The organism is Streptomyces sp. NBC_01454, from assembly GCF_036227565.1.
In the GTDB taxonomy this organism is placed as follows: domain Bacteria; phylum Actinomycetota; class Actinomycetes; order Streptomycetales; family Streptomycetaceae; genus Streptomyces.
This window is the reverse complement of the sequence record NZ_CP109460.1, coordinates 8,083,476-8,096,157: the sequence shown is the minus strand read 5'-3', so window position 1 is coordinate 8,096,157 and position 12,682 is coordinate 8,083,476. Positions and strand designations below refer to the sequence as shown.

The following is a 12,682-nucleotide window of genomic DNA, read 5'->3' as shown; positions in this document are numbered from 1 at the left end:
GAGGAGCTGAGGGGAGCTGAGGGGCGCCGCATGCCGTGGTACGGCGCCCCTCGGCCGGCGGTCACCGGCCGGTCGCCCCGGCCTCCGGCGCCGTCAGCGCGGACACCTCTGAAAGATCCGCCGGATCCGCCGGCGCCGACAGCCCCGTCGGCTCCGCCAGCTCCGACAGTGCCGCGGGCAACGGCTCCGTGTGGAGCACGCCCAGCCGTTGGGTCGCCCGGGTGAGCGCGACATACAGGTCGCTGGCCCCGAACTCCGCCGGTTCCACCACGAGCACGGTGTCGAACTCCAGGCCCTTGGCCTGTCGCGGGTCGATCACCACCACCGGGCTGGTCAGATCCGGGGAGGACCCGGCGGAGGCGTCCGGGAGGGCCGCGGACAGCGTCGCGCAGCGGGAGTGGGGGGCGATCACCGCGAGCCGCCCCTCCCCGGACGCCTCCCGCGCGACGGCCTCGGCCACCGCACCGGCCAGGTCGTCCGTGCGCCGCGCCCACGGACGTTCGCCGGTGGACCGGATCGAGCGGGGCGGCGCGAAGGAGGGGTCGGTGGACCGGGGCACCCGCGCCGCGATCTCCATGATCTCGCTCGGCGTGCGGTAGTTGACGCCGAGTCTGACATGGTGCCAGCGATCGTCGGCGTAGGGCGCGAGGATCGACTCCCAGGCGCCGCAGCCGCCCGGTTCGGCGGTCTGCGCCGGGTCGCCGACCAGGGTCATCGAGCGCATCGGGCAGCGGCGCATCAACAGCCGCCAGGCCATCTCGGACAGTTCCTGTGCCTCGTCGACGATGATGTGGCCGAAGGCCCAGGTGCGGTCGGCCGCGGCGCGTTCGGCGGCGGTGCGGTGGTCGGTCTCCTCGTGCCGGTCGGCGAGCCGTTCGGCGTCCACCAGGTCGTGCGCGGCCAGCACCTCCGATTCCTCGTCGTCGCGGTCCTCGAACTCCTGGGTGCGGGAGCCGTAGGAGAGGTCGAGCACGCCCTGGGCGTAGGCGATCTGCTGCTGGCGTCGCGCCTCGGCGGCGGCGCGGGCGGCCGCGTCGTCCTCGCCGAGGAGCTCGGCGGCCTCGTCCAGCAGGGGAATGTCCGCGGGGGTCCAGCCGCCGCAGGTGCGCCGGATCGTGTCCGCCTCGGCGTCGGGGAGGTGGACGGGCTCGGCGAGGAAGTCGGCGACCAGTTGCTGCGGGGTGAGGGCGGGCCACAACTCCTCGATGGCGCCGTGCACTTCGGAGCTGAGGGCGATGGCCTTGCCGAGCTGGGCGATGTCGTCGGGGCCGAGGAGGTTCGGCCCGCCGTAGGGGTCCGCGCCGATCCGTTCGGTGAGCTGCGCGGTGAGCGCGTCGATGACGTGGAAGGCGAAGTGCGGGCGGGCGAGGTTGTGCGGCAGTCCGGAGGCGCGGGCATGACGGCGTGCCTCGCGCGCGAGGTCCGCGTCCAGCCGGAGTTCGCCGTCCTCGTGGTCGATCACGATCACCGGGTCGGGCAGGGTCTGGCGGTCCCGTACGAAGTGCGCCAGGGCGTCCGCCATCGCCGCACGGCCCTTGATCTCGGCGGCCTCGGCGGTCTCGGTGCCGGTCGCGGTCACGCCCGGGAAGAGCTCAGCGGGTGTGGCGAGCAGCACCCCCGTCTCGCCCAGCGAGGGCAGCACCTCCCCGATGTAGCTGAGGAAGGCCGGATTCGGCCCGACGATCAGCACGGCCCGGCGGGCCAGTTGCTCCCGGTGCGCGTAGAGCAGATACGCCGCGCGGTGCAGCGCGACGACGGTCTTGCCGGTGCCGGGCCCGCCCTCCACGACGAGGATGCCGTCGTGCGGGGCGCGGATGATGGCGTCCTGTTCCGCCTGGATGGTCTGCACGATGTCGTGCATCCGTCCGGTGCGCGCCGCGTCGAGCGCGGCCAGCAGCACGGCGTCCGCGTCGCTGCCTTCGTGTCCGGTGCGCACGGCGTCGGCGAGGTCGAGGATCTCGTCGTGCAGGGCGGTGACCTTCCTGCCCTCAGTGGTGAGGTGACGCCTGCGGCGCAGCCCCATGGGGGTGTGCCCGGTGGCGAGGTAGAACGGCCGGGCGACCTCGGCCCGCCAGTCGATGACCAGCGGAGTGTGCTCCGCGTCGTCGCGCCGGATTCCGAGGCGGCCGATGTGGTGGTCCCGGCCGTCGCGGAAGAGCAGCCGGCCGAAGCAGAGGCCGTGTTCACCGGCGTCGAACGCGGCCAGCAGTCCGGACTGTTCGGCCACCAGCACATCGCGCTCCAGACGCGCCTGGGCGTTGTTCCCTTCCCGCGGCAGGGCTTCGGTCACCGACGCCGCCGCCCCGGTCCGCATTTCCGCGAGGCGTGCATAGAGCAGATCGATGAATTCCTGCTCGTGCCGCAATTCCTCGTTTGACAATTCAGCTCCGCTCGGATACAGTTCGGAAAGAAGTTGGGCTCAGGTCTTGAATTCAGGCAGACACAGAAGCCCTCAATATACGCAGAGAAATACCCCGGCTGTCAATTCAGTCCGGGGTATTTCTCTTTGTGCGCCCGAGCGGCGCGCCACGGTGACCGGGCAGGTCACCAGGTGTGTGCGACGTCCACGATCAGCTCATGGCCGGACTGGAGCACCCGGAAGGGAAGCTTGGCGCGGACGCCCAGGCCGACCTGGGTCTGCCCTTCGAAGCTCGCCCCGAACTTGGTGTCCGTGAACGTCTTGTATCCACTGATGTCCACTCCCGGCAGCGGCTTGCCGGCGGACCCGCCGTAGGTCTGCCTACCGGTCGCCGGGTCATAGCTGGGTGCGGACACATAGATCTGCAAAATGGCGCCCCCCTTGACCGGTATCCGTGCGCCCGAGCCGTCCTGGTGGAACGCGTCGACATAGCCGACGTGGTAGCCGAGCGTGCCGGAGGCGGTGCCGACGTCGAACACCATGCGGTCGTAGCACGCGTGCCGGCCGGTTCTGATGTTGGTGAGCGGTGCGGCGTCCGCGCCCGTGACGGACTTGTCGCCGCTGCCCCAGACGGCCGAACAGGCCGCGGCCGGCGCCGCGTTGCCCACCGGACCGGTCGCGGCGTCGGCCACGCCGGCCGTGCCCGCCACCCCGGCGCCCGCCAGCACGAGTGCCGCCGCCACTGTCCCTAACCGTCGCATGTCGTACCTCCAGAGAAGATCTGAGCAGAGCATCGTGCGGTAGGACGGGCCCGGCGGTGACGGCGTTGTACGCCGGCCGGCATTTGGCCGAAGAAGGGCCAAGGTGTCGCGAAAGGGGAGGTGTGGGCGGGAGGCGCCCGGATCTTATGGGCCGGCCGGGGACGAGGGTCAGACGTCGACCACGTCGACCACGTCGACGGGCGCGCCCCTGCGCCGCAGTTCGGCCAGCTCCCCGGCCGGAGTGCCGCGGTCCGTGACGACGCGGTCGTAGTGGCCGATGTCGCCGTAGGCATGCGTGGCGGCCTTGCCGAACTTGGTGTGGTCCACCAGCAGCAGCGACCGCTGCGCACACTCCAGCATGGCTTCCTTGATCTCGGCGTAGTCGCGGATCGGGTGGAAGAGCCGGCCGCCGAGCACCGACACCGCCGACATCACGGTGAGATCGGCATGGATGCGGCCGAGGGCGCGCAGCACCTCGGGGCCGACGCAGGAGCCGAATTCCCCGCGGTAGCGGCCGCCGAGGAGAGTGACATCGGCGCCGGGCGTGTCGTCGAACAGTCGTGCCACGCCGAGGGAGTTGGTGATCACCGTGACCGCCTCGGTCCGGGCGATGTGGGCCGCGAGCGGGAAAACCGTGGTCGAGTCGTCCAGCACCAGGGTGCTGCCGGGCCGCACCTCGTCGGCGACGGCGGCGCACAGCGCCTCCTTCACCGGGAGGTTCACCCCGAGACGGAAGCGGGTGGCGGTCTCCATGGTGAGGGTCGGGAAGGGCGCGGCCCGCCCGCGTTCCTTGCGCAGCAGCCGGCGTTCGGCGAGCTGGTCCAGATCGCGGTGCATCGTCGCGAGGCTGACCCCGAAGCGTCTGGCGAGTTCGTCGATGCGCACTTCTCCGTGCTCGACGACATGGGCCAGTACGTCCTGCCGTCGCCGGTCGACCTCGGCCAGCGACGACCGTGTGGAAGCCATCGGGGCTGCCCCTTCCCGGTCGGACAGCGGCAGCGCGCCTACCGCTGGGGGTGAATCACGGCCTTCACGGCTGTCGCGTCGCGGGTGGCGACGGTCAGTGCGCTCTCGGCCTCGGCAAGACCGTAACCGTGGGAGACCAGGGAGTCGAGCCGGACCGCTCCCGACTGCACCAGGGCCATCGCGGTGGGCCAGGTGTGGGCGTAGCGGAAGGTGCCGGTCACTTCCAGTTCGTGCTGCTGCACGCGGCTGACCGGCAGCGGCACCTCGTCACCGCCCATGCCGATGAGCACCACCCGGCCGGCCCGGCCGACGGTGCGGATCGCCTCACCGCTGACGGCGGGGACGCCGGAGCACTCCAGCAGGACGGTGGGGGTGAACTCCGCCTGACGCAGCGGGGTGCGGGAGACGTCGAGGGCGGTGGCGCCGGTGGCCCGGGCGAGGTCGAGTCGGTGCGGGAGGACGTCAGTGACCAGCACCTCCCGTGCGCCGAAGGCCCGTGCCGTCTGGGCGGCGACCAGGCCGATCGGTCCCGCGCCGCTGATCAGTACGCGGTCGCCGGGAGCCACGCGGGCCTTGCGGCAGGCCCAGACGGCCACGGACAGCGGTTCCAGCAGGGCGGCCTCCTCGAGGGTGAGGGAGTCGGGGACCTCATGGGCGAAGTCCTGGTGCACTGCCAGGTATTCGCAGAAGGCACCGTCGATCGGCGGTGTGGCGAGGAAGCGCATGCCGGGGCACAGGTTGTAGCGGCCCGGACGGCATTGGGCGCAGCTGCCGCAGGGCGTACCGGGCTCGATGGAGACACGTCGGCCGATCCGTCCCGCCTCGGCTCCCGGACCGGCGGCGACCACCGTGCCGGCCGCTTCGTGCCCGAGGACGAGCGGCGCGCGGACGACGAAGTCGCCGATGCGTCCGTGCCGGTAGTAGTGCACGTCCGAGCCGCAGGTCCCGACCGCCTCGACGCGTACCAGGACCTCCCCGGGGCCGGGGGTGGGGACGGGGCGTTCCTCGATGCTCAGCCGCTCGGGCCCGTGCAGGACGGCGGCTCGCATGGTGGCGGGAATCGCGGAGGTGACGGTCATGACGGGCTCACGGCTCCCTGGGGGTGTGGAGAGGAAAGGGGGTGTCGCGGGGTCCGGTGCCGGGCCGGCAGGCTGGCGCGGCACTCCCGGTTTCCGCACGCTACCTCTTCTTTTTCTATCAGTGAAGCCTTGACTTCGCACAAAATACGAGAAGACTTGCGCGGGCTTCCCGAACGCCGACACCGAGGGCGCGCGCCGTCCCCCCACCCGCGCCCGCCCCGCCCTTTTGGAGGGCCCATGAGCAGCTCCGCCCACCTCCCGCCCGTGCGGACACCGGCCGCCGGCTCCCCACCGCCGGGCCGTATCCGCTCGCTGCCCGCACGCCTGGGCATACCGCCGGCCCTGACCTGGGGTTTCGTGGGGGTGCTGCTGTTCATGACCGGCGACGGCGTGGAGACAGGCTTCTTCTCGAAGTACCTGGCCGACCAGGGCATGGGCAAGACCGACGCGGCGGTGGTCATCGCCGTCTACGGCATCACCGTCGCCATCGGCGCCTGGCTCTCGGGGGCCCTGTCGGACCTGTGGGGGCCACGGCGGGTGATGACCGCCGGCTTCGCCATCTGGCTCGTCTTCCAGGTGCTCCTGCTGACGGTGGCACTGCCGGCCATGAACTATCCGCTGCTGCTGCTCATCTACGGGCTGCGCGGTTTCGGCTACCCCTTGTTCGCCTACGGGTTCCTGGTGTGGGTCACCGCGGCGACCGAGCCCCGGCGGATGGGAACCGCGGTCGGCTGGTACTGGTTCGCCTTCACCGGCGGTCTGCCGACCCTGGGCTCCCTCGTGGCCAGCGCCACGATCCCGGCGATCGGCTCGTACCACACCCTGTGGTGCGCCCTCGGACTGGTGACGCTCGGCGGGCTGCTCGCCCTGCTGCTGGTGCGCGAGCCCACCGGGCGCTCCCCGCTCGCTCCGCACGGCGAGCGCCCGCTGGCGACCCTGGCGGGCAGCGTCTCGATCATGCGGCGCCGGCCGCGGGTGGCCGTCGGCGCCGCCGTGCGCGTCGTCAGCACCGGCTCCCAGTTCGGCTTCCTGGTCTGTATGCCGTTCTTCTTCACCGAGACCGTCGGGTTCAGCACCTCGGGCTGGCTGCGGCTGCTCAGCGTGATGTTCGCCGCGAACATCTTCGCCAACCTGTTCTTCGGAGCCGTCGGCGACCGGCTCGGATGGCAGCGCACCATGACCTGGTTCGGCGCCGTGGCCTGTGCGGTGACCTGTCTCGGGCTGTACTACGTCCCCGTCGTGGCCGGTCCGCACTTCCTTCCCGCCGCGGTGGCCGCCGCCCTGTACGGCATCGCCCTCGCCGGCTACGTCCCGATCTCGGCGCTGGTGCCCGCGCTGGCCCCGCGCCACAAGGGGCAGGCCATGTCGGCCCTCAACCTGGGCGCCGGGGCCAGCACCTTCGCCGGACCGGCCGTCGTCGCCCTGGCCCTGGGGCCGGTCGGTGTCGCGGGCATCGTGTGGATCTTCGCCCTCCTCCATCTCGCCACCGCGGTCGCCATCCGGCTCCTCGTTCCCGACCCGGAGTTCACCGCACCGTCCGCTGAACTGCCCGACGTGCCGTCCGACTCGCTGTCCGACTCGCTGTCCGCCGCACCGCAGACCGGCGTCGCGAGCCTTCCGGCGGGCCGGCGCTGACCTCCCGCGGCCGCCCGGGAGCGGGCCCCGGCGGCCGCGGGAGACCGAACGTCCCCGAACGTCCCCGAGCGTCCCCGGGCGTCCGCTCAGGCGCGGCCCGACGCCTGCGCCGCGGCACGCTCCCGGGCGGCCGCGGCCCGCGCCGGGTCGCCGAGCTGCTCCTCCAGACGGGCCTTGGCGGACCAGTTGTACGGGCAGACCGGGCGCAGCCGGCTCCGTTCACTGAGCAGGGTCCGGGCCAGCTCGGTGCGGCCCGCGCGCAGGGCGGCCTCGACGAGGGTCCGCTGGATCGCGTCCCGCTGGGCGTGGCTGCCGCCGAATTCGTGCAGCCGGTGGCGGACGGGCAGCAGCAGATCGACGGCCCGGGCGTGGTCCTGCTGTCCGTAGGCGATGAGGGCGCGGCACACGGGCAGGCCGATCGCGGCCGTCATGGCACGGTTGTCGACGGCTGGCTCCCCCGCCAGCCAGTCCTCCCGCTCCTGAACCAGACGCTGCGCCCGGGCGATCCGGCCCGCCCCCACATAGGCCATGACCGCATGGGCGTCGTTGAAGGCGTAGTGGGGACCGTCGTCACGGCTCTCCCAGGCGTCCGCGAGGCGGGCCCACCGTGCGCTCTGCTCCTCCTCGGCCAGATACAGGCGCCACAACAGGGCCGCGGCGTCGAGCAGTTCCATCGCCACCCCTGCCGAACGCTCGTGGTGGAGGGCCGCGTCGTAGATCTCCAGCACCCGGGCGGTGTCGCCGGACTCCAGGGCGTAGAGGGCGTAGTGCCACCAGTTGTGGACGGTGAGCAGGCTGCCGCTCGCCCAGTCCTGCCTGCGGGCGTCGAGAAAGCGGATGCCGTCCGTGAAACGTCCCCGCATCTCGTAGGTGTGCACCACGCCGTGGATCCCCCACACATCGTCCGGATGCCGGTCGAGGGCCGCCAGGCCGACCTCCTCGGCGTGTGCGTAGTGGCCGGACTCCTCCAGGCCGAACGCGTACATGCCCAGCAGCGGCCCGAGGTGCGGATCGTCCTGCGGCCAGGCGTCCAGTGCGCCGCCGATGCGGTCGCGCAGGCGCTGGGCGTCCCCGGTGAGGAAGTCGTGCTGATGTCCGGCGAAGAGCGCCAGCGCATCGCGCGGGAAGGCGATGCCGATCTCGCCGAGGATGCGGCCGGCGCCGTGCAGATCGCCGTCCAGCCATGCCGTCGCGGCGGCCAGATGCATCCGCTCCCGGGGCATGAGCCCCTCGGTGTCCAGACCGGAGCGGAAGCGGCGGAAGCCGTCCCGGGCCACGGCCGCGTCCTTCTCCTCGGTCCCCAACACGCCCAGATACGCGGCCAGTACCTGCCCCATCACCGACCGCGGCGAGGCGTCCAGCACCGACCGTGCCGTCTCCGCGACCCGCGGCCGGAAGAACAACAGGTCGTCCAGGGCCTGTTCGTAAGGGGCCACGGCCTCGGCGCCGGTGTGGCTCATCGGGTGTCCGTGTCGGTCCGCTGTCATCCTGACTCCTGCGGGGTTGAGTACGGGTGTTCCATCCGGGGTGCCGGCCGGTGCACCCCGTTGCCATGTGCCGCTGGATCCCTATCGTTCCCCACTCCGAGGCGGGAGAGTCGGAGCCACCACACCGCTGTCGCCTCCGGGGGCGCCTCGCTCCGCGCACCGGCGGAAACTTCCGCTTCATCTGCGATGACCTCACGGGAAACACGCCCTGCCTACTGTCCCGGCCATGAACTCAGGACCGGATGCGGTGACAGTCCCCGACAGCAGCCGACGGCCCCCGCAGGCCGCGGCACCCGCCGACAGAGCCGTCAACGAAACCCTGGAGGATTACACCCTCCGGTTCGCGCCGCGCAGTTACCGCCGCTGGACCCCGATGGTGGTGGCGACCACCGCGCTGGGCGGCATCGCGTACATGGCCGACTTCTCGATCGGGGCCGGCATCGGGCTGACCCATGGCACCGCGAACGCACTGACCGCGATCCTGGTCGCCGCCGTGGTCATCTTCGTCACCGGCTTCCCGCTCGCCTACTACGCGGCGCGGTACAACATCGATCTGGACCTGATCACCCGCGGCTCGGGCTTCGGCTATTACGGATCGGTCCTGACCAGCGTCATTTTCGCCAGCTTCACCTTCATCTTCTTCGCCCTCGAAGGCTCGATCATGGCGCAGGGCCTGAAGCTGGGCCTCGGCCTGCCGTTGTGGCTGGGGTATCTGGTCTCGACCTGCATGGTGATACCGCTGGTCATCCACGGCATGAAGGCCCTGAGCAAGCTTCAGGTCTGGACGACGCCCCTCTGGCTGCTGCTGATGGTCGGGCCGCTGCTGTATCTGGTCACCACCGACCCCGGCACGGTGCACACCTTCCTGTCGTATACGGGCTCCCACGGCGGCAGCGGCATCGATGCCGCCTCGGTGCTGCTGGGTGCGGGCGTGTGTCTCTCCCTGATCGCGCAGATCGGCGAACAGGTCGACTATCTGCGCTTCATGCCGCCCAGGACGGAGCAGAACCGGCGTGCCTGGTGGACGGCGGTGGTGCTGGCGGGCCCGGGATGGGTGGTGCTCGGCGCACTCAAGCAAGCCATCGGTGTCTTCCTCGCCGTCTACCTCCTCGCCGCCGCGGGCCCGGCCGCGGCCACCGAGCCGATCCACCAGTTCACCGGCGCCTTCGCGGCCATGATGCCCTCCTGGCTGGTCATCCCGCTGGCAGTGGTCCTGGTGGTGATCAGCCAGATCAAAATCAACGTGACCAACGCCTATTCGGGTTCTCTGGCCTGGACGAACTCGTTCACCCGGGTCACCAAGCGCTATCCGGGCCGGATGGTGTTCGTCCTCGCCAACCTGGCCTGTGCGCTGGTGCTGATGGAGGCGGACATGTTCCGCTTCCTCAACACCGTCCTCGGGTTCTACTCCAACTGCGCCATCGCCTGGATCGTGACCGTCGCCACCGACATCATGGTCAACAAGCATCTGCTGAAACTCTCCCCGCAGGTCCCCGAGTTCCGCCGCGGCATGCTCCATGCGATCAACCCCGTCGGCGTGGTGTCCTTCACCGCCGCTTCGGGCCTGTCGATCGCCCTGTACTTCCATGCGCTGGGGGACGCGCTCCAGCCGTACTCACCGGTCGCGGCCGCACTGATCGCCTTCGTGCTGACCCCGCTCATGGCCGTCCTGACCAAGGGCCGGTTCTACCTGCGGCGCACCACGGACGGGATCGACTCCCCGCTGCTGGATGAGGACGGCAATCCCAGCGCGGTCACATACGCGTGCCATGTGTGCCGGCACGAGTTCGAGCGACCGGACCTCGCCGCCTGCCACAGCCATGACGGGGTGGTCTGCTCCCTGTGCCTGAGCACCGACCGGACCGGCGCCCATGTGCTGCCGGCGGCACCGGCCTGACGCCGGGACGGCACCCGGCCACACCGGGACACCGGCGGCGGGACGGGACAACCCCACTCCATCCGCCGCCCCGCCGTTGCCCGCCCGTTGCATGCCCGACCGTCAACACGGTCGGCCATATCACCTAAAAGTCTGCTCTTCGGGCGTGGCGTCCGTGGAGCAGGGGCCGGCGGGGAACGACAGCCTTGTCAGGGCGGCTCACAGCCGTGGCGCCGGCGCCTTCAGGGGCCCGGCGCCAGGGGCCGCCTCTCCTCCACCAGTTGGGAGACGGATCGATGGCTCACCGGATCAAGAGCGTCCTCGTCACTGCGGGCACCTGCGCCCTCGTCCTCGGCGGTGCCGGTCTGGCCACCGCCGACAGCGGCGCCTCGGGAGCGGCGTTCGACTCACCGGGCATCGTGTCCGGCAACTCCCTCCAGATCCCCGTCCATATCCCGGTCAACCTCTGCAACAACACCATCAGCGTCATCGGGGCCCTCAACCCCGCTTTCGGTACGCCCTGCTTCGGCGGCTGACGCCCGGCGGACAGGTGTCGGCCGAGGCATCCCGGCCTCGGCACCGTGCCGTCCGAAGGTGCCGTGGCCCCCGGTGATCTCACCGGGGGCCACGTCATGGTCGGCGGCGGCCGGGCCGGTCCGGATCTATGCTGAGGGCGATGTTCGCACCCCAGGGCCCCACACTCCGTGAACTCGCCGTGCAGGCGCTGTCCTCCGTCGAGCGGGGATACGACCTGCTCGCCCCGAAGTTCGACCGCACTCCGTTCCGGACCCCGGACGCGGTGCTGACCCCCGTTTCCCGGGCGCTGCGCGCGCTCGGACCGTTCGACAGCGGTCTCGACCTGTGCTGCGGTACCGGCGCCGGGATGGACGTACTGCGCCAGGTCTGCCGCGAGAGGGTCACCGGCGTCGACCTCAGTGCCGGCATGCTCGCTGCCGGCCGGGCCCGTGCGGGGACAGCCGCCACCGCGCCGCGGGTCGAGTGGGTGCGCGCCGATGCCCGGGCCCTCCCCTTCGGGCCGGCCTTCGACCTCGCGGTGAGCTTCGGCGCGTTCGGGCACTTCCTGCCCCGCGAGCGGCCGGAGCTGTTCGCACAGGTCCACTCCGTACTGCGCCCCGGCGGCCGGTTCGTCTTTCCTATTGCGGCGCCGGCCCGCCCGGGGTCACGGGGCTACTGGACGCTGCTGGCCTTCGACGCCGCGATGCGGGTCCGCAACGCCCTGTGGCACCCGAGCTTCGTCATGTACTACCGGACGTTCCGGCTCACCGAGGTACGTGCGGAGCTGGCCCGGGCCGGATTCGCTGTGGAGCTGCACGCGCTGCCGGAGCTCGGCCGGCGCCCCGACGGCAGCCCGCGGTGCCGGCTGGTGGTGGCCACCCGCGCCCGGTGACCGCCTCCTGCCCGCCGGCCCCGGCCGGGCCGTACCTCACCAGCGCACCGCGGTGAAGTCGACGGGCTGCGGCCGCAGCTCCGCGGTGCGGGCCGCCAGCCGGGCGAGACGGCGGGCCATGTCCGCCGCGGGGAGCCGCTTGCGGTCGCCGTGGCCGGGCAGCACCCACTCGAAGCGCAGCCGAGGGGCGGTCCGGGCCAGGGAGGCGGCCAGTTCCACGATCGAGTACCAGGTGACGGAGGCGGCCACCTCGAGGTCGCCGGTGCTGCGCGACCAGTAGAAGCTGTCCCCGCTGAAGCAGTACCGCTCATCGGCGACGTAGAGCACGCTGCCGCGCGTATGGCCGGGAAGCGGGTACGCCATGACGCCCGGGCCGATCTCGACCGGGTCGGTGCCCCGGATGACACGGTCCGCGTCCGGTGCGGCGTCGAGATCGCCCTCGTGGATCCACAGCCGGGCGCCGAACCGGTCGGCGTAGCGGCGGCCGTGTGCGGCATGGTCCTGGTGGGTGAGCAGGACGTCGGTGACCGGGCCCAACGCCTCGTACCGGGAGGCCAGTTGCTCGCTCCAGCGGGGAGTGTCGATCATCATCGTGGTGCCGGCGCCGCGGCGCAGCAGGAAGGCGTTGGCGCCTGCCGTCTGGCGTGAATTGTGGCCGCACAGGTGGACGGTGTCGTCCAGGGCGAGGGGAAAGGGGTCGAGGTCGGGGGTGAGGGGCCGCGCCGCATGCCGGATCGACCGGGTGTGGCAGGCGAAGGCGGCCGCCTGCAGCTGCCGGGCCTCCGCGTCGTTCTGCGGCTGCCGGGTCACCTCCGCGCGCCCGTTCTTCTCGATGATCACGTCGGGGGCGAGTTGCCGGGCGACATCGCAGTTGGTGCAGCGCGCGTCGACGTACCAGCCCTCGCCGGCGTCCTCGTCCGGTGCGCTGTCGGGTAACAAGCCGTTCGTCATGACGGGTCCTCCTGGTCGGGTGGCAGGTGGGGGCGCGGCCGAGGCGCGCCGTCTTCAGAAGTACCCCGCCGTGGACCGAAAGCGGAAGAGACGGCGGATCTTGTGCTTTGGGTACGGAACGTCTCTCTTGGCCGGGCGATCGGGCCGGGGGTGTGCGGTG

General features: G+C 71.6%; 10 protein-coding genes. 4 read left to right on the top strand and 6 right to left on the bottom strand.

Going from position 1 to position 12,682, the window contains the following annotated elements:
- Positions 1-61: 61 nt before the first annotated feature.
- The 4 genes from OIU81_RS35540 to OIU81_RS35525 form a co-directional block, all read right to left on the bottom strand.
- Positions 62-2,365 carry a HelD family protein gene (locus OIU81_RS35540; protein WP_329155588.1) on the bottom strand — a complete coding sequence of 768 codons (2,304 nt, stop codon included), beginning with the start codon at positions 2,363-2,365 and terminating at the stop codon, positions 62-64.
- Between the two features lie 179 nt (positions 2,366-2,544).
- The gene (locus tag OIU81_RS35535; RefSeq protein WP_329154450.1) at positions 2,545-3,120 is read right to left on the bottom strand and encodes an AMIN-like domain-containing (lipo)protein; all 576 of its coding nucleotides are present in this window, start codon (positions 3,118-3,120) and stop codon (positions 2,545-2,547) included.
- A 168-nt stretch (positions 3,121-3,288) separates the two neighbouring features.
- Positions 3,289-4,086, bottom strand: a complete 798-nt coding sequence (locus tag OIU81_RS35530) for a DeoR/GlpR family DNA-binding transcription regulator (RefSeq protein ID WP_329154448.1) — start codon at positions 4,084-4,086, stop codon at positions 3,289-3,291.
- Between the two features lie 38 nt (positions 4,087-4,124).
- Positions 4,125-5,165 carry an NAD(P)-dependent alcohol dehydrogenase gene (locus OIU81_RS35525; RefSeq protein ID WP_329154447.1) on the bottom strand — a complete coding sequence of 347 codons (1,041 nt, stop codon included), beginning with the start codon at positions 5,163-5,165 and terminating at the stop codon, positions 4,125-4,127.
- A gap of 237 nt (positions 5,166-5,402) precedes the next feature.
- On the opposite strand from OIU81_RS35525, the gene OIU81_RS35520 reads away from it, so the two are divergent.
- A complete protein-coding gene (locus OIU81_RS35520) occupies positions 5,403-6,800 on the top strand; it encodes an MFS transporter (RefSeq protein WP_329154446.1) in 1,398 nt (465 codons plus the stop codon).
- An 86-nt stretch (positions 6,801-6,886) separates the two neighbouring features.
- Here the strand turns inward: OIU81_RS35520 and OIU81_RS35515 are convergent, their stop codons facing one another.
- On the bottom strand, positions 6,887-8,287 hold the full coding sequence (locus OIU81_RS35515) for a tetratricopeptide repeat protein (protein WP_329154445.1): 1,401 nt from the start codon (positions 8,285-8,287) through the stop codon (positions 6,887-6,889).
- 226 nt (positions 8,288-8,513) lie between these two features.
- Between OIU81_RS35515 and OIU81_RS35510 the strand changes: the two genes are divergently transcribed.
- The 3 genes from OIU81_RS35510 to OIU81_RS35500 all read left to right on the top strand — a co-directional run bounded on the left by OIU81_RS35510 (position 8,514) and on the right by OIU81_RS35500 (position 11,571).
- Positions 8,514-10,184 carry a purine-cytosine permease family protein gene (locus OIU81_RS35510; RefSeq protein WP_329154444.1) on the top strand — a complete coding sequence of 557 codons (1,671 nt, stop codon included), beginning with the start codon at positions 8,514-8,516 and terminating at the stop codon, positions 10,182-10,184.
- A gap of 275 nt (positions 10,185-10,459) precedes the next feature.
- A complete protein-coding gene (locus OIU81_RS35505; protein WP_329154443.1) occupies positions 10,460-10,699 on the top strand; it encodes a chaplin in 240 nt (79 codons plus the stop codon).
- Positions 10,700-10,839: 140 nt separating this feature from the next.
- On the top strand, positions 10,840-11,571 hold the full coding sequence (locus OIU81_RS35500) for a class I SAM-dependent methyltransferase (RefSeq protein ID WP_329154441.1): 732 nt from the start codon (positions 10,840-10,842) through the stop codon (positions 11,569-11,571).
- A gap of 36 nt (positions 11,572-11,607) precedes the next feature.
- Here OIU81_RS35500 and OIU81_RS35495 read toward each other — a convergent pair whose 3' ends face one another.
- The gene (locus OIU81_RS35495) at positions 11,608-12,522 is read right to left on the bottom strand and encodes an MBL fold metallo-hydrolase (protein WP_329154439.1); all 915 of its coding nucleotides are present in this window, start codon (positions 12,520-12,522) and stop codon (positions 11,608-11,610) included.
- Between the last annotated feature and the right edge of the window lie 160 nt (positions 12,523-12,682).